This is a genomic window from Gilliamella apicola, from assembly GCF_000599985.1.
In the GTDB taxonomy this organism is placed as follows: Bacteria; Pseudomonadota; Gammaproteobacteria; order Enterobacterales; family Orbaceae; genus Gilliamella; species Gilliamella apicola.
This window is the reverse complement of record NZ_CP007445.1, coordinates 1126008-1144758: the sequence shown is the minus strand read 5'-3', so window position 1 is coordinate 1144758 and position 18751 is coordinate 1126008. Positions and strand designations below refer to the sequence as shown.

The 18751-nt window shown below is 33.0% G+C and carries 15 protein-coding genes; 2 read left to right on the top strand and 13 right to left on the bottom strand.

Going from position 1 to position 18751, the window contains the following annotated elements; genetic code table 11:
- Positions 1-110: 110 nt before the first annotated feature.
- From GAPWK_RS05165 to deoD, 9 genes are all read right to left on the bottom strand, one after another.
- Positions 111-1085 (bottom strand): sugar-binding transcriptional regulator, encoded by a 975-nt coding sequence (locus GAPWK_RS05165; protein ID WP_038517234.1) that lies wholly within the window; start codon positions 1083-1085, stop codon positions 111-113.
- A gap of 680 nt (positions 1086-1765) precedes the next feature.
- The gene (locus GAPWK_RS05160) at positions 1766-2677 is read right to left on the bottom strand and encodes a lysine exporter LysO family protein (protein WP_025315205.1); all 912 of its coding nucleotides are present in this window, start codon (positions 2675-2677) and stop codon (positions 1766-1768) included.
- A 199-nt stretch (positions 2678-2876) separates the two neighbouring features.
- Positions 2877-3821, bottom strand: a complete 945-nt coding sequence (locus GAPWK_RS05155) for a VirK/YbjX family protein (RefSeq protein WP_025315204.1) — start codon at positions 3819-3821, stop codon at positions 2877-2879.
- Positions 3822-4053: 232 nt separating this feature from the next.
- A complete protein-coding gene (gene eno, locus GAPWK_RS05150; protein ID WP_025315203.1) occupies positions 4054-5355 on the bottom strand; it encodes a phosphopyruvate hydratase in 1302 nt (433 codons plus the stop codon).
- Positions 5356-5403: 48 nt separating this feature from the next.
- Positions 5404-7041 carry a glutamine hydrolyzing CTP synthase gene (pyrG, locus tag GAPWK_RS05145; protein WP_025315202.1) on the bottom strand — a complete coding sequence of 546 codons (1638 nt, stop codon included), beginning with the start codon at positions 7039-7041 and terminating at the stop codon, positions 5404-5406.
- A 216-nt stretch (positions 7042-7257) separates the two neighbouring features.
- On the bottom strand, positions 7258-9558 hold the full coding sequence (locus GAPWK_RS05140) for an IgaA/UmoB family intracellular growth attenuator (RefSeq protein WP_025315201.1): 2301 nt from the start codon (positions 9556-9558) through the stop codon (positions 7258-7260).
- Positions 9559-9892: 334 nt separating this feature from the next.
- A complete protein-coding gene (locus GAPWK_RS05135) occupies positions 9893-10585 on the bottom strand; it encodes a Crp/Fnr family transcriptional regulator (protein ID WP_025315200.1) in 693 nt (230 codons plus the stop codon).
- A 174-nt stretch (positions 10586-10759) separates the two neighbouring features.
- Positions 10760-11938, bottom strand: a complete 1179-nt coding sequence (tsgA, locus tag GAPWK_RS05130; RefSeq protein WP_025315199.1) for an MFS transporter TsgA — start codon at positions 11936-11938, stop codon at positions 10760-10762.
- 39 nt (positions 11939-11977) lie between these two features.
- Positions 11978-12679 (bottom strand): purine-nucleoside phosphorylase, encoded by a 702-nt coding sequence (gene deoD, locus GAPWK_RS05125; protein WP_025315198.1) that lies wholly within the window; start codon positions 12677-12679, stop codon positions 11978-11980.
- A gap of 160 nt (positions 12680-12839) precedes the next feature.
- Here deoD and GAPWK_RS14850 point away from each other — a divergent pair, with 160 nt between their 5' ends.
- A complete protein-coding gene (locus GAPWK_RS14850; RefSeq protein WP_158413576.1) occupies positions 12840-12992 on the top strand; it encodes a hypothetical protein in 153 nt (50 codons plus the stop codon).
- A 41-nt stretch (positions 12993-13033) separates the two neighbouring features.
- Here GAPWK_RS14850 and ilvN read toward each other — a convergent pair whose 3' ends face one another.
- The gene (ilvN, locus tag GAPWK_RS05120; protein ID WP_025315197.1) at positions 13034-13528 is read right to left on the bottom strand and encodes an acetolactate synthase small subunit; all 495 of its coding nucleotides are present in this window, start codon (positions 13526-13528) and stop codon (positions 13034-13036) included.
- Positions 13528-15246 (bottom strand): acetolactate synthase 3 large subunit, encoded by a 1719-nt coding sequence (locus tag GAPWK_RS05115; protein WP_025315196.1) that lies wholly within the window; start codon positions 15244-15246, stop codon positions 13528-13530. The genes ilvN and GAPWK_RS05115 overlap by 1 nt, the downstream gene beginning before the upstream one ends.
- A 284-nt stretch (positions 15247-15530) precedes the next feature.
- On the opposite strand from GAPWK_RS05115, the gene ygfZ reads away from it, so the two are divergent.
- Positions 15531-16409: a tRNA-modifying protein YgfZ gene (gene ygfZ, locus GAPWK_RS05110; protein ID WP_025315195.1), complete on the top strand. Its 879-nt coding sequence runs from the start codon at positions 15531-15533 to the stop codon at positions 16407-16409.
- 257 nt (positions 16410-16666) lie between these two features.
- Here the strand turns inward: ygfZ and GAPWK_RS05105 are convergent, their stop codons facing one another.
- Both GAPWK_RS05105 and GAPWK_RS05100 read right to left on the bottom strand, forming a co-directional pair.
- On the bottom strand, positions 16667-17818 hold the full coding sequence (locus GAPWK_RS05105) for a M20 aminoacylase family protein (protein ID WP_025315194.1): 1152 nt from the start codon (positions 17816-17818) through the stop codon (positions 16667-16669).
- Positions 17819-17960: 142 nt separating this feature from the next.
- The gene (locus tag GAPWK_RS05100; RefSeq protein WP_158413575.1) at positions 17961-18716 is read right to left on the bottom strand and encodes a prepilin peptidase; all 756 of its coding nucleotides are present in this window, start codon (positions 18714-18716) and stop codon (positions 17961-17963) included.
- Positions 18717-18751: the final 35 nt, after the last annotated feature.

Here is an 18751-nt window from a genome sequence, read left to right as displayed (position 1 = left end):
TTTAAATAATGTTAATTGTCTTAATCATCAATTTGTCATTAAATGTTCAGGATATCTACGCTATTTTTATACTAAAACGTATAGTTAACCTCAAACTTTTTTACAACCTATTATTTAAGCTTATTTTGTTGTAAATTGAGCACCGTTCGAGCATTTGATGCACTTGTTGCAATGATGTCAATAACACCTGAACGAAGCGCGCCTAAAATCGCAGTTGCTTTTGTATTTTCTGAAGCAATAGCAATTACACATGGAATATTACGCAATTCGTCTATACTAAGACCAATTACACGATTATTCATGGCAGTATCAACGTGATCTCCATTAATATTAAAAAAACCATAACCTGCAATATCACCAACCACACCTTGTTTCAAAGTTGCATGAGTTATTTCTTGTGGAGTAAACCAACCCAGTTGCACCATGTAACTATTTTCGTTCATATCACCAATACCGACTAATGCAATATCTGCTTTGGCTGCTCGTTCTAATGTGTCTTTGATGACCCTATTTTGCATAAAAGCTTCTTTTAGTTCACGATTTTCTACATAGGCTGGTGCATATAGTGTTTCGCTGGTCGCATTAAATTTTCGAGCTAAACTTCGACTAATATGGTCAGCATCAATAATTTCACCAACCCTTTGAGTACCACCAATTCCGCAAATAAATTTACACTGTTTTTCAGGAAATACGCCTACATGACTAGCAATAGCGGCAACATTACGGCCCTGTCCAACAGCCACCGTTACACCTTTTTTTAAAACACTTGATAAATAGTTAGTCACAAGTGCGGCTACTTGTCTACGTTGTTCACCCTCATCTTGATGATCTAAAGCGATTAAAGCACGTTTTATACCAAAACTATTAATAAATTGCTGTTCTATTTTTGAACTAAATATTGGATGATATTTAACATTGATTTCTACAATTCCTTCCAATCTCGCTTTTTTGAGTAACCGACCGACTTTAATACGGGAAATACCAAATCGCTTAGCAATCTCTTCTTGAGTCTGTTCATACTCATAGTAAGCAACAGCAATTTCGGTAAGTAACTCTGTTTCTTGCTTATCTTCAAATATATCCATTATTTTAGCCTTTTGTCATAACATTAATTTTGCTGATTAATCACGAATAATATATTACAAAAACCCGTCGCTTGCTATTCACTACGCCAATAAATAAACCAACAATATCTGCTGAGCAATTAACGAAATTGAATTACGAAAATTTACACTGCCTCTATATAACAGTATCATTGGTTTGGCGATCTCTGTTGACCATAGAGTTTTACCAAGCTAATTGCAGTTATTGATAAATATATAGTTCTTATTCTGGCATCGCTACAATACCATTTTTACCTATAGTCCATATAGGTTCATAAGTTATAATCACTTGCGTTGCATGCAGTTATTTATATCAAATGAGCAAATTTTCATCTACCTAATAATGGTTTCGGCTAACACACCTAAAGACTTTTCTTCATAATAATCACCAATCTTTTATTTAATTATATAAAGTTAAAAATAGAGAGAATTTTTTAATAAATTTGTGACTAAGATCTAACTATTAAAATTATAAGAATTTATGGTTGGATAAAGACATGATTCGTAATTGTTAATTTTAAGATAAGATAAATAACTTAAATTTCTTAATAACAGGTACTAAGAGCTGAAAAATCAGTCATAAAATGGCATGATCATAATTTAAAGCTTAAAACGAAAGTAAAGAATTAAATCAAATTTTAATAATAATTTGTTACTCGCTACTAAAAGAAATAGCCATAATTAAATAACGTCATAAATATTGGCATAATTAAGGTTAATAAAAATCCTTGCACAATTGCAGAGGGAACTATCATTATCCCTGCGCCTTTTTGTAGCATTGGTAAGGTAAAATCCATAGAGGTGGCACCACACAAACCAAGTGCAGTAAGTTTATAACGTTTTATTAAACTCGGAATTAAAATGATGGCACATAATTCGCGCAAAATGTCGTTTAAAAAGGTGGCACTACCAATAATTGCACCATGCGCGTCTGTCATTAAGAGTCCAGAAAGTGAATACCAGCCAAACCCAGATGACATGGCTAATCCAACACGAATTGGTTGATTGAATATCAATGCAGCAATAATACCACCTAAAAAAGTACTTATTATTACAATTATTGTGGTAGCAATACCGACTTTACTAAGTAAGATTTGCTTTAATGAGATATTATTACTCCGTAACTGAATTCCTACCAATAAAAGTAAAAAAAACAAAACAATTTTAGTAATATCTTCATTGTAATGCCAGATAAAGAGAGGAATTAGGCCAGCAATAAAACCTAGAATCAAAGCGATACAAACCCGTAATGATTCTAAAATCATTTTAAAGCGTGAGCCAATATCATGTTTAGTATGAGTGGTTTGCCAAGGTAGGAAAATATCAAATAACATTAAAAAGATAAAATTACCACCAAAAGTACATATAAATAAGACGCCCGCATAAAATAGGATAGTCTGTAAATTATCTTGGAGATTATCAAGGTGCGCTAATTCGGATCCCATTAGAAACAGAATAAAATAAACCATCCAGCTAAGGGTTTTGTTAATTTTGGTTATCCATTGTTGGTTTTTAAAAGTAATTAAATATCCCAAACACAATGGCACAAATGCAATAAGAAGACCAAAATACATTTTTTATTCCCTGACTATTTAGTTTTAATTATTATCTTACTTATATGAAGCTCTCGATAAATCGACAATTGAGTTAAGTAGACAAGCATAGTTATGCAGAATAAGTCGATTTTATATGTCGCTTGTAGACAACCTATCCAAGCGACAATTTTGTCTATTTTAATATAGCGATATTGTGATTAACAATAAAGCTAGTTTATTATTTTAATAAAGCCAAATTCTCAGTAATACTATTTTCGAGTTGATCCAATAAAGCATAACGATTACGATATTCTGATCGTTTTTTACTAGCGATTTCATCCAGTGATTTTCGATAGATTTGATTAGGTAATATAAATAAACCATTGCTGTCTTGTTTGCCATCAATGGTTAACCAGAAATCATCATAATCCGATAAAATACGTTCTTGTCGGGTATTGTAACGCCAATTATTGTAAATATGCGTTTTATTACCCACCGCCACTATTTGTTCTAAATTAAAATAGCGCGCAATAACTAAGGCCGCCTCTAGCGCAACACGTTTAGGAAACAGTCCATAACACTGTTTTGTTGCTTGTTGCACTCGAATGCGAGCCTCACGATGACCTGTACCTTGTAGTCCAGCAATAAAAAGTGTTGTTTTTTGTTGATATTGCATTATTGTAAAAGTTACCGTAGCCAGATCAATGCCATCGTTATCATAAAAATATAGACTGATTTCGCCTTCACGAGCAAACTTATTGCGTGCTTGAATAGCGATTTTGATATTAGCATCATTTTTTACCTTAACATCAGCCAATACAAAAGCAATATTCGGATTATAAAAAGCTTTAGTCATACTGTCAGGATGTTTAGCTAAAAAGTCATAATGGTAGGCTAATGCCTCAAAACGTTCTTGTTGACTTAAACAAGAGGCTAAATAAGGTCGTTGTAATTTACATGGTAAATTGGTTTGGCATGATAAATAATAGCCCAGTAATGGATATAATCTCAATTTATCCAATAATTTAAATGTTATCGGACTTAAAAATAAGGTTCGAAAAAAAAATTTGAAACGATAAGTCGATTTTAGCCACAGTTCATTGAGCGGAAGTTTACCGGTACAAAGCCAGTTAAACAGTTGCCATTTACTTTTTGGCTGAGACATATTCGTAATATTATTCATAAGCAAAAAAATTAAATCAATAAGTTATTTTATTAAATAGTTATATGATGACTAAACTAATAAATAATAATGAAATATTAGTAAAAAGCCATAAAAATCGATCAATAAGGTTACAACACAATCTGAGTTGGCGCAACTGTTCCGAATAAAAGACTGAATTATGTGAAAATAAAAAACGGTGAACTGGTCACCGTTTTTCTATTAAAGTAAATAATCAGTTTAATAACAATAATTATTGTCCTTTTACTTCTTTCAAACCGTTGAAAGGTGCTTTAGAACCTAATGCTTCTTCAATACGAATTAATTGATTATATTTAGCAACACGGTCAGAACGGCTCATAGAACCAGTTTTGATTTGACCAGCAGCTAAACCAACAGCTAAATCAGCAATAGTTGAATCTTCAGTTTCACCAGAACGATGAGAAATAACAGCGGTATAACCAGCATCTTTCGCCATTTTAACTGCAGCGATAGATTCAGTTAATGTACCAATTTGGTTCACTTTAACTAATATAGAGTTTGCGATACCTTTTTCAATACCTTGTTTGAAGATTTTAGTATTAGTAACAAATAGATCATCACCAACTAATTGGATTTTGTTACCAAGAGCTTTAGTTTGGTATGCCCAACCTTCCCAATCACTTTCATCTAAACCGTCTTCGATAGATACGATTGGATACTCATTAGTTAAACCTTCTAAATAGTGAGTAAATTCTTCTGCAGTGAATTCTTTGTTACCTTCACCTTTTAGTACATATTTACCTGTTTCTTTGTTATAGAATTCAGAAGCGGCACAGTCCATCGCTAAAGTAATGTCTTTACCTAGTACATAACCTGCTTTTTCTACAGCTTCTTTAATGCATGCTAATGCTTCTGCATTTGAACCTAAGTTAGGCGCAAAACCACCTTCATCGCCAACAGCAGTATTCATACCTTTAGCATGTAAAACTTTTGCTAAGTTATGGAATACTTCAGAACCCATACGGATTGCTTCACGAACTGTTTTAGCACCAACTGGTTGAATCATGAATTCTTGTAAGTCGATGTTGTTATCAGCGTGTTCACCACCATTGATGATGTTCATCATTGGTAATGGCATAGAGTATTGACCTGGTGTGCCGTTAAGATCTGCGATATGTTGAAAAAGTGGAACACCTTTAGCAGCAGCAGCAGCTTTAGCAGTTGCTAAAGAAACAGCAAGGATTGAGTTAGCACCTAAGTTAGATTTGAAGTCAGTTCCATCTAAGTCAAGCATGATTTGGTCGATAGCTGCTTGATCTAGTGCATCCTTACCAACAACAGCTTTAGCGATTGGGCCATTTACATTTTCAACAGCTTTTAATACGCCTTTACCTAAAAAGCGAGATTTATCACCATCACGAAGTTCTAATGCCTCACGTGAACCTGTTGATGCTCCTGATGGAACGATTGCTAGACCAACAAAGCCACCTTCTAAATGAACTTCTGCTTCAACAGTTGGGTTACCACGAGAGTCGATTACTTCACGACCATGTACTTTAACGATTTTTGCCATGTTATTTTCCTCTATATGACAGATATATTACTAATGTTAATCCAAAAACTATTTTTGTTGCTGCTCTTGATAAGTTTTGGCAGCTTTCACAAAACTCCCAAATAGTGGGTGTCCATCTCGTGGTGTCGAGGTAAATTCCGGGTGGAATTGACAAGCAACAAACCAAGGATGATCTGGGATTTCAATGATCTCAACAAGTTTTCTATCTGTTGAAAGACCTGTTACTTTTAACCCAGCTTCAACCACTTTTGGTAATAAATTATTATTTACTTCGTAACGATGACGATGACGCTCCGTGATCGACTCATTTTTATACATGCTATATACTAATGAATTCGGTTCTAAATGGCAAATCTGAGATCCTAAACGCATAGTACCACCTAAATCACTGTTTTCATTACGTTGTACTACATTACCTGATTCATCGCTCCACTCAGTAATTAAAGCGATAATAGGGTTAGCACAGTCTTTAACGAACTCAGTAGAATTGGCATCTTTAATCCCAGCTACATTACGTGCATATTCAATCATTGCAACTTGTAAACCAAGACAAATACCTAAATAAGGGATTTTATTTTCACGGGCATAACGAGCTGCCATGATTTTACCTTCAACGCCACGATAACCAAATCCACCAGGAATGAGAATCGCATCTAAACCTTTTAACAGATCCGTACCGCGTGATTCAAGATCTTCTGAATCAATATAACGGATATGCACAGTTAAACGATTTTTTAATCCACCATGTTTTAATGCTTCATTCACTGATTTATAAGCATCAGGTAGAGCAATATATTTACCCACCATACCAATTGTAACTTCACCAACTGGATTGGCTTCTTCATAAATTACTTGTTCCCACTCAGAAAGATCCGCTTCTTTGCATTCAAGATGGAAACGATTGCAAACAAAGGTATCTAAATTTTGTGATTTTAATAATGCCGGAATTTTATAAATAGAATCGACATCTTTAAGTGAAATAACTGCACGCTCAGGCACATTACAAAATAGTGCAATTTTAGATCTTTCATTTGCAGGAATAATGCGATCAGAACGACAAATAAGAACATCTGGTTGAATACCAATTGAAAGAAGTTCTTTCACTGAATGTTGCGTTGGTTTGGTTTTAACTTCACCAGATGATGCTAAATATGGCACCAATGTTAGATGCATAAATAGAGTGTGCTCACGACCAACATCAACGGCTAATTGACGGATCGCTTCTAAAAATGGTAACGATTCAATATCCCCTACCGTGCCACCAATTTCAACAATCGCGACATCGAAACCTTTTGCACCTTCAATTACACGTGATTTAATTTCGTTAGTAATATGAGGAATAACTTGAATAGTTGCCCCTAAATAGTCTCCACGACGCTCTTTACGTAATACGTCAGAGTAGATACGTCCAGTTGTGAAGTTATTTTTACGTGTCATTTTGGTACGAATAAAACGCTCATAATGACCTAAGTCCAGATCTGTTTCAGCACCGTCCTCAGTCACAAAAACTTCACCATGTTGAATAGGGCTCATAGTACCCGGATCAACATTAATGTAGGGATCAAGTTTTAGCATGGTGACTTTTAAATTGCGGGCTTCTAAAATTGCAGCAAGAGACGCTGCGGCAATGCCTTTACCTAAAGAAGAAACGACACCGCCTGTAACAAAAATATAATTCGTGACCATTAATACCAGACCATTATTTATTTAATTGAATAATATTGCATCGATTTTAAACTATAAAAATCACTGCAATATATGATGAATCAGACGGGAAATTAGTATAACAGAATCTGCCTTAGCTCACAATTGAATAATTAAGCATAGCAAATAAGTTACTCACTTCGCTCAATTAAATAATATTGATTATTCAGTTAATCCGTCTAAATTCAATTCAAATAATTAATCAGTAAATTTAACTATTTTATTTTTATAGTTATACATAATTATTTGAAGTCGCTGTTGATTGGCTATTTTTTTCCAGATAATCAAAATACTATTTATTAAAGTAATTAAAATAACTAATAGAAATACAAAATTGTTGATCAAAATAGGCGACGAAAATGAGAATAACTGGTTTTTATCAAAATTATAATTAGGATCTGTTGAAATTGTTAATTTTGAAACTGCACCATTATGATAACTTACATTGGTTACTATACCGCTAATTTTTAAATTAGCATTATTTCCTAATAAAATACCATTATAGTAATCGAGTTGTTCTTTGAGCATTTCATTATCATATATATTTTTATAATTTTTATCATAAAGTTGGATTGAATTGGTAAATTGTATGCTTAGATTGTTTTCATCATTTTGTAGCATCACTATTTTTTCTTTTGCATCAAAGATAAATTGCTCAAGAACATTTTTTCGATATTGAGCAACTAATCGTTCAATATTTTCAGCCGAGGTTAATTTTTCGATTTTTTGAATATCATGATGCGATTTTGCATAATCCACCACAGCAGGCCAATTATATGAACCAATACTGCTATCCTCTGGCAGTAAAATGGCTAGCCAGTTTTTAATTCTGTCACAGGGTTCAAGGTTTAGATGATTACAACTGTCATCAAAGGTTAGAATAGCCTTATCGATATCATATATTTTTATCAATTGAAACAGTTTTTCGTTTTTAAAATCTTGGTTTAATTTTGGATAATCTTTAAATATTGGTTTATTATCTATACGAGCATCTAAAATCTTTTTCTTTAACCTAGTCATCACAAAAACCTCTAAATCCTTTTTCATTTTGAAGATATTGCTATGATAAATTTCTTGTATAGATTGAGGTAATAAAGGAAAAAGATTAAGCTTAGAACTGTCTATTGGATTGATATTAAAAAATATTTTATTACATTGAAGGTAATCATCTTTTTTGCTTGGCATATTGTTAATATCACACCAGACACTCGATAAATCGAGATTAATCCGATCCATAGATTGAATGGACAAATTCTTTAAGTTTTTTTCATCATCAATCTGCCAAGTAGTGACAGGTGCAGTTAATTGACGATAAGTAAAATCAAATTTTTCAATGGCATTGGTAAAAAAGAACATTAACACGGTAAGTATTAACCCCGTAATAGCCAATAAGACATTATGGTAGATAAATTTTGGTGCACCATAATTTTTCACTTCTTCGCTTATTGATAAATAGTCACCACAGCTGAGCAATTGTCGAGAGTAAATCCCGATCTGCATATCAATCGGTATGTCACTTTTTTTTGGAAGAAACGGTTTCCAGTATTCGGGATAATAAACATCAAACTTAGTATCAATACGCAATTTCTGATAGCTAGGCCAGTTACATTTAATTTGGGCTTTTATATGATTGACATGTTCGGTATGTATTTCTCGTTTTATAACAGACGCTATTATAGATAATATAAAACATATGATTGAACAAACAACCAATACCAGCGATTGAAAATGTTCGAAAAAAAGCAACCCCATCACACCTAAGACATACGATGCAATCATTAATATACCAGAGTTGCTCCGGTCTTCAATTGCGGTTTCAAATTGATTATTTTCTCTTTTGTTAAGAATTTCAAAAGTGGGTACTTTTTCTGATTCTTCTGTTATTAGTTGGGTAAAGGTTTCATTTGCGCTTTCAGCGCTACTTAAAGGAATAGGTTTTAATTTTCCTGTCTGCCAAAAATCTCCAATTTGCCTCTCTTTACGATCATATAGATTTAGACCAGCTTCCAATAACCCATAATGATTTATTTTAACAACAATTGCATAGCTTTTAGTCAAAACAACTTCTGCAGTATTAATATAGTCTGACTTAATTCTAGGATCTTCATCATGGAAACCTTTATTAAACCCTTTAATACGACCTGCCATACGGTAAGGAAAGAATATCCGTAGATTCCCCATCTTGTAATAGTAATCATAATGACTTACACTGGGATAATCTTTTTCAATATAACCCGTGATTCTCATGACATCCAAACTGATTAATGAACTTTCCCATTGATAAGGATGAGAAATAAGATCTTCATTATCAAGATAAGGCTTAAGCAAAATAACTTCTTCTTCCGTTAACTGTCGGATGGCATTTTCACGGATAACGACATCACCTTCGGGTGGCTTTTCTTTATACAGATCATTCAGTATTTTTGGTTTCGGGATAATCTCCTTTACCAAAGATGGCAAGTAAACAACAAAAAATATAATCGCTAAAATATATAACATACTATTTATTTCTTATAAAAATGAATAAACAACGATATTACCTTACTTAATAATATTTAATGATTTCAGCTGCATTAGATTAATTAATTTTGAAACCAGAAATACTATGGCTATAGTAATAACAACTATCACACACCAATAAGACAATATTGATTGTCAAACTGAAACCCTATAAGCTAAAATAGCATAATGGTTGATAAATTTTTTTGACTATTCATCTAATATTAAAATTCCTTATGTTAAAAATTATTTATATTTTATTTAAACACTGCTCATTTATAAAATAATAAAAAATTATTAATCTGTTTGCTGTGATGTGTTAACTGTTTTTTAATTATTTGGCGATTTTCTCCTGACATTCAATAAAAGCTTTGAGCTTATTGATATCTTTAATTTCCAATTTCCCAGCAACTTTATGTACGATATCTAAATTTATTAATTCATTAACAGCACGGCGATAGACACGATCTGTTGTGCCAAAACGTTCAGCTTCTAAATATTTTTTTTGGAAATTATTTACAGGATGCACATTTAGATGATACTGATAAATATCAAAAGCAATATTAAAACAAATTGAATATAATGATCTTTTTAATAAGATATCTAATGTTTCTTGATAATCAAAAGCGATAGCACTGGCAAAAAACAGTGCTAATTTAGGGTGTTCAAGTAATGATAGATATAATTTATCGATACTAACTACAGCAATAGTTAACACATCTTCGGCGATAATATCAAATTGACATAAATAGTCGGTGAAAAACTCCATTTCACCAAAAATATGATCATCACAATCTACGGTACCAAGATGAAAACAGCGCCCATTATTTGCCTGATAACGTATCGAAATCGTACCATTATAAACAACAATTAACTTATCGACTTTACATCCCTGCCGGAAAAGAATCGTTTTTTCATCAACAATTTTTTTATCAACAATACACTGCTCTATAATTGTTTCAAATAATTGATTATTATCTTGCCAATACTGGTTAAAACGACCTTTATTTAATGATTTCAATTGCATAAAATTATCACAACTAGCCAACTTTTAATAACAAAAATACTCTGTATTTTTAATAGTTAGATATTCAATTATTCATATCGTTATCTTGTTCTAATATGACTTAATTATAATCAACTGTGATAATAATAGCGATATACAATTTTATTTTAACTTTCTGTAATTGAAAATTTTTTGTTAAATTTTATTGATGCTACATGTTCTCTTTTTCATGAACATTGAAATAGCTAACATTATAATAATAATTACATAAAAAACTGGGATTGCATTCATAATAATTTGCAGACCAAAATACTCATTCAATACAGAACTAATTGCCGGACTAAACATGGCTCCAGCACTACCACTGATTAAAATATATGAAACATTTTTACTTGATGCATTTTTTACAAATGTCACGCCATAAGCAACAAAGGCATTATATAACGCAGCGCAAACAAAACCATATCCATAGGTAAAGTAACCAATATAATCAATATGTTGAACATTAACAATCAACAAAGTCATAACAAAGGCTAATATAATAATAGTTACAAAAAAATACTCAATTTTAATCCGCGTAACAATTGCTGTCGAAACAAGAGCCCCAATCAAGGCTGCGCCCCAATATTGAGTGATAATGTTGCCTGCATCTTCAAAAGAAATAGAAAATTTATGACTCACAAATAATGGCGCCCAAGTTAAAAAAGTATATAACGCAAGCATGGCCAAAAATAATCCAAAACCAGCAGATAAAATACCAAAGTTCCATTCAGATTTTTGATGACTTTGTTGTTTTTGATCAGCATGAGGCTCGCTGATTGAATTAAAATTGGTAAATAAAATTATGACTAACATCACTATAGCGACAATGCCAACAGCTAAATAGCTCGTAGCCCAAGACAGGTCATGAGTTAAAGCGTAGGTTGTAATAAGTGGAAAAATCACACCAGCAATATTGAAAGTCGCATCTTGTACAACTAATATTGTACTTTGTATTTTATCTTGCCAAGTAGATACCACAATTGTACCGGCAATGCACAAACCTATTCCACCACATAAACCTACCAAAATCATAGAAACTTGAAGTATTATTAACGAGTTAGTGAGATATAAAATAAATGAACTTATTACGATAATACTATAACTTAGTAAGGTAATTCGTTTAATACCAATAATATCAATTAAAAAAAATGCTAAAATTGTTCCCAGTAATGCCCCTCCATTTAATAAAGAAAAAATGAATGCAACATTATTAACATCAGCACTAAAGCTTTGTGCGATTGGTTCAATTAGCATACCAAATTGACTGGCAAAACCAGCCATAATGAAATTCGCTAAAAAACTGATAAATGTAAGAGATAATTTATTTTTCATATTATTATCCAAAGATATGCATTGCATAACTAATTAGGGTTAAGTAGCAACATTTAAAGCCAGCTTTATCATATTATTAAATGTTAGTTGCCTCTCTTCTGCGGTCGTTTCTTCGCCAGTTAAACAGTGATCAGAAACCGTTAAAATGGCTAATGACTCAATATTAAACTGCTGTGCAATACCATATAGACCTGCGACCTCCATGTCTATACCTAAAACACCCGATCTTTCGAGCGTACCAATTAACGTTTCATCTGGGTCATAATAAAGATCACCACTAAAAACATTACCAACTTTTACAGGTAAACCCATTTCATTAGCTATTTCATATGCTCGATGCAATAATGAAAAGGTCGCGGATGTTGCGATGTTATAACCATTAGCTCTTTTTTGATTGGTCATAGAATCAGTTCCAGCAGCCATCGCCAAAATAACATCTCGCATTTTAATGCCTAGTTGGGTTGCGCCTATACTACCAACTCGAATAATGCGTTTTACGTTATAGTTATTAATTAGTTCATGCGCATAAAGTGTCATTGATGGGATACCCATTCCATGCCCCATCACAGAAACAGCAACACCATCATAAAGGCCTGTATATCCAAGCATATTACGTACATTACAAACTTCTTTTGCGTCAGTTAAATAATTTTCTGCAATAAATTTGGCTCGTAAAGGATCGCCAGGCATGATAACGGTTTGTGCAAAATCGTTAGGATTAGCATTGATATGTGCGGTCATAATATTTCCTGATTAATTAGTAAGTTATTTCCAAATTATAATCAGGATATATTTCATTCAACTAGGACATAAGTCCGAAATCGTTGTTCTATGCCACATTTTTGGAATTTTTTAGGTAATTTAATAATTAAATTATAATTGATTTTTAGAGAGGCGCTTGATGCGCCTTTCATTTTATTTTGAAGATAACTATTTGACTGTTTTTTCACTGCGTGATAAGCCGATAACACCAGATCGAACCATTTCAGCTATATTGCAGGTCACTCGAATTGAAGAAAGACATAACTTAAGTTTGTACTCGTTCCTATTATAAAAAAGGCGCTTGATGCGCCCTTCGTTTTATTTTGAAGATAACTATTTGACTGTTCTTTCACTGCGTGATAAGCCAATAATACCAGATCGAACCATTTCAACTATATTGCAGGTCTCTCGAATTGAAGATAGAAATGACTCTAATTTTTCACTGGTGCCTGACATTTGAACAATATAGTGAGTTGCTGTCACATCGACAATCGAACCTCTAAAGATATCGGCACAACGTTTAACTTCATCACGGGCATCTGACGTTTTAGCCGCTATTTTCACTAACATAATTTCACGCTCTACATGTGGGCCTTCGGTTAAATCATTAACACGATACACATTAACTAGTTTATGAAGTTGTTTTTGGACCTGTTCAAGCACATGTTCATCTCCTGAGGTTTGAATCGTCATTCGACTCATTGTCGGATCTTCAGTTTGTGCGGTCGTAATGGATTCAATATTAAACCCACGTTGTGAAAACAAACCAATGATACGTGACAATGCGCCCGGCTCGTTTTCTGTTAAAATTGATAAAATATAACGCATTAGGTTCTCTCCGTTTTACTTAACCACATTTCATTCATTGCCCCACCGCGAACTTGCATTGGATAAACATGTTCTGTGGCGTCTGTCATGACATCAATAAAAACCAAACGATCTTTTATCGAAAGCGCTTTTTTAAGCATAGGTTCAAGATCTTCCCGCTTGTTAATCATCATACCCACATGACCATAAGCTTCAGCAATTTTTGCAAAATCAGGTAATGACTCCATATAAGATGAAGAGTGACGACCAGCATAAATCATGTCTTGCCACTGTTTAACCATTCCTAAAAAACGGTTATTAAGATTTAAGACAATAACAGGTAGGCCATATTGCAATGCCGTTGAAAGTTCTTGTATATTCATTTGAATACTGCCATCACCTGTAACGCAAACAACCGTTTTATCAGGAAACGCTAATTTAACGCCAAGTGAAGCAGGCAAACCAAATCCCATGGTACCTAACCCGCCCGATGTAATAAAGTGACGTGGTTTATCAAATGGATAATAAAGCGCGGCGAACATTTGATGTTGCCCCACATCAGTTGCCACATATGCATCACCTTTAGTTAATTTGTATAACACTTCAATGGCTTCTTGAGGTTTGATACTTTGACCTTCATGACTATAGGCTAAGCAGTGTCGTGCACGCCAATGTTCAATTTGTTTCCACCAATCAACTAATGCATCAAAATCACGTTCGATATTTAACTCATCCAACATGGATAACATGATTTCAAGAACGACTTTGGCATCACCAACAACAGGAATTGTCGCCTGAATTGTTTTGGATATTGAGGTAGGATCGATATCAATATGGATAATTTTGGCTTTTGGGCAATATTTTTCAACGTTATTAGTCGTTCGATCATCAAAACGTGCACCAATAGCAAGAATCACATCCGCATTATGCATCGCCATATTGGCTTCATAAACACCATGCATACCAATCATCCCTAAGAAATGTTTGTCTGTCCCAGGGAAAGCACTAATACCCATTAGTGTTGAAGTAACTGGTAAATTTAACTTTTCACTAAGGGATTTAATTTCACTACTTGCATCTGCGCTAATTACACCACCACCAATAAATAACACTGGCTTTTTAGCAGACAATAAAGTAGTTAATGCTTTTTTGATCTGTTTTTTATGACCTTGAATGGTTGGATTATAAGATCGCATAAATACTGTTTCTGGATAATGATAATTATATTTATTAGCAGGATTTACAATATCTTTTGGTAAATCAATTACGACAGGTCCTGGTCTGCCTGTTGAGGCTATATAAAATGCTTTTTTTATTGTTTCAGGAATATCTTTACTATCTTTAATTAGAAAGCTATGTTTAACAATTGGACGAGAAATACCAACCATATCACATTCTTGGAAAGCATCATTACCGATTAGATTACTGGCAACTTGACCAGACAAAATAACTAGCGGTACTGAATCCATATAGGCGGTGGCAATGCCTGTTATTGTATTGGTTGCACCAGGACCTGAGGTTACCAAAACCACACCAACATCCCCAGTTGCTCTGGCATAACCATCCGCCATATGCACGGCGGCTTGTTCATGACGTACTAAAATATGCTCTATACCACCGAGTGTGTGAATTGCATCATAGATATCTAGAACACTACCACCAGGATAACCAAATATCTGTTTTACTCCTTGATCAATCAAAGATTGAATGATCATCTCCGCACCTGACAATTTTGCCATGCTTATAGCCTCCAATATAACTAATTTGTCATCTAATAATTCATTTTGCATTAACTTATATATAAAATCAATAAACTCAATAATATAAGTAATACAAATTTTTATAATAGTAAAATATATTAAATTGTTATAAATAAAATTAATTAAAACAATATTTAATAATTTTCATCGCAATATTATTTATTGATTTTATTGTTATTTTTATCGTATTTATATAAACTCTTAATAAGTTAATCTCTGGCGATACTGATTCTAGATTCCATTACTATAATATAGGCGTTATTATGAGCATTCTCTCAATTAAACCCATCTCACTTGCTGATTGGCAATTAGTCAAAGTTTCTGGTACTGATAATCATAAATATTTGCAAGGACAAGTAACAATAGATACTGACAATCTTACAGAACAAACAGCATTATTTGCTGCGCACTGTGATTCGCAGGGGAAAATGTGGAGCAATTTATTAATATTCCAACGAGGTCAAGATATCTATTATATTGTTCGAAAAAGTGTAGTAGAAAAACAAATGGCTGCTTTAAAAAAATATGCAGTCTTTTCAAAAGTAAGTATTGAACCTGTTACTGACTTAAATATTGTTGGATTAGATTCACAAGCAATACCGAGCGAAATACTTGCAAAATTTACGGATAATAATTGTTTTACTGAAAATAATATTACCTATATAAAATTAACCTCTCCTCATGTTCGAGTAATTAAGATAACACCAGAGGCAATCGATAATGATTTAGAGCCTTGTAGCCGTTGGTTACAACTCGATTTAGAGGCTGGTTATCCCATCATTGATGCCGAAAATACTGAAAGCTTATTACCTCAAGCCTGTAATTTGCAATATCTTAATGCTATTAGTTTTGATAAGGGATGTTATTGTGGGCAAGAAATGGTCGCTCGAGCACAATATCGGGGAGCCAATAAACGCGGACTTTATTTATTAGCCGGCAAAAGTGCTGTTTTACCTGTTATTGGTGGCACCATAGAATACCAAATTGATGGTAATTGGCGAGAAAGCGGTCAAGTTTTGGCGGCTTTGAAACTTAATCAGGATAATGATATTTATGTTCAAGTTGTACTGGCTAATGGCATTGATTTTAATACCCCATTTAGAGTAAAAGGGGAAATTGACAGTGTACTTAGTTTTCACTAGTTAAACATCATTTTCATAGATGTTCTATCAAACAGTTAACCATAAAATATTATTAATTGGTTAACTGTTTAATCATTTTAGTATTTATATAAATTATAAATTAACTAATCTTAACTTTTATTTGTCCAATTCTTGTAGTTTCCATCAAGTTAAACATTATTTTCATGGATATTTATCAAATAGTTAACCATAAAATATTGTTAATTGGTTAATCATTTTAGTATTTATATAAATTATAGATTAACTAATATTAATTTTTATTTTCCCAATTCTTGTTTAACTATTTCAATAAAATATTCAACACCCGTTGTTAAAACTTCATCATTGAAGTTATAAGCTGGATTATGTAAATTAGCACCTTGACCAGCTCCTAACCAAACATAAGCACCAGGAATTTTTTTTAGCATAAAAGCGAAATCCTCTGCACCCATTGATGGAGTTGGATCAATAATAACATCGGTTTCCCCTACTACATTTTTGGCTGCTTTAATGGCGATTTCAGCTTGCTTTGCATGATTGATAGTGGCTGGGTAACGCCTTTGATAGTCAACTTCAGCTTTAGCTTCAAATGTAGATGCTATTCCTGTAGCAATTTGTTTAATGCGATTTTCAGTCATATCTTGAACTTGTGCATCGAAAGTCCTAACTGTTCCTCGAATAACTGCTTGTTGAGGTATTACATTCCAAGTATCGCCACTATGTATTTGAGTTACACTGACCACTAATGAACTAAGTGGATCTGCATTACGACTTACAATGCTCTGTAAACCATTAACAATTTGAGTCGCAGTCAAAATAGTATCTTTACTTAAATGAGGAGCCGCGGCATGGGCGCCAACACCCGTAATTTTAATTTCAAAAACATCATAGGATGCCATCATTGGGCCATGGGTTACATAGAAATGGTTAAGTTGCATATTAGGTTGATTATGGATACCATACACAGCTTCAATTGGAAAACGTTCAAATAATCCGTTTTCAACCATAACACGTGCACCACCTTCGTTTTCTTCTGCAGGTTGGAAAATGACAACTACTGTTCCAGCAAAATCTCGATGTTCACTTAAATATTTGGCTGTTCCTAATAATGTAGCAGTATGACCATCATGGCCACAAGCATGCATTTTACCCGGTATTGTTGAGCAATAAGAAATTTTATTTTCTTCAATAATATCTAATGCATCAATATCAGCTCGTAAAGCAATCCATCGTCCATCTTTATTACCTTTAATAATACCAACTACACCAGTTGGTGCAAACTCAGTATACAGTTCATTAATACCAAAAGACTTTAGTTTTTCGATTATAAATTTTGTCGTGTTTGTTTCTTCAAAAGCGGTTTCTGGATGCGCATGGATATGATGACGCCAAGTGATCATATCTAATTTCAACTGATTGATAATACTCATTATGAATTCCTTATTGATTCTCTTTTTTAACTGAGCCAGTGTATATGCATAACTATACGACTATTTCATCTTTTATGAAAATAACTATTTTTACTAAGATTATTGGTTTTAGTTATATAGTGAAACTGAAACAGTTATTTGTCTATAAATTATTGACTAAAACGTATAGTTTATCTGAAACTTCTTGACAGAAATAACATAGGTAATAACCAGAAATTAATAAAAATGGACCAAATGGAATAATTGTCAAAGACTGCTTTTTCAAAATATTCTTCTGAAAAATATAATAGAACATACCCAATAGCGAAGCAATTATCAATAATAGTGGAAGTAATTGATATGGAACCCAAGTACCTAGAGCTGCAAGTAGTTTTATATCACCTCCACCTAATCCCTGCTTATTAGAAATCAGATAAAACAAAATAGCAGGTAATTTAAGTAAAAGATAACCACATAAAATACCAATTAATGCTTCATCTAACCTAATGTTTGTTATATTGAAATAGGCTGCAATTAATCCTGCCCACATCAAGGGTTGAGTAAAAAAATCAGGCAGTAAAAAGTATTTAAAATCAATGGATGCCAACAATAAAAAGTAACAACTCAGAAACATTAAAATAAAACTCTGATAACTAAGATCTTTATCCAGATAAATCACTAAAAATAAAGTAGCGACCAACAATTCCCAAGCAACATATCTGAATAAAATGAAGTTTTGACAATAATAACAACGCCTTTTTAAGATGATCCAAGAGACAATCGGAATTAATTGCCAAAATTCTAATTTCGTTCGGCAACAAGGGCAGATTGAACGTTGAAAGCTTATTTCTTTCAGATAAACTGATAATGTTTGTGACGGAGAAAAACGGCAATATGCAACATTAATAAAACTTCCCACACAAAGACCTAGACAAATAACTATAAACATTATCA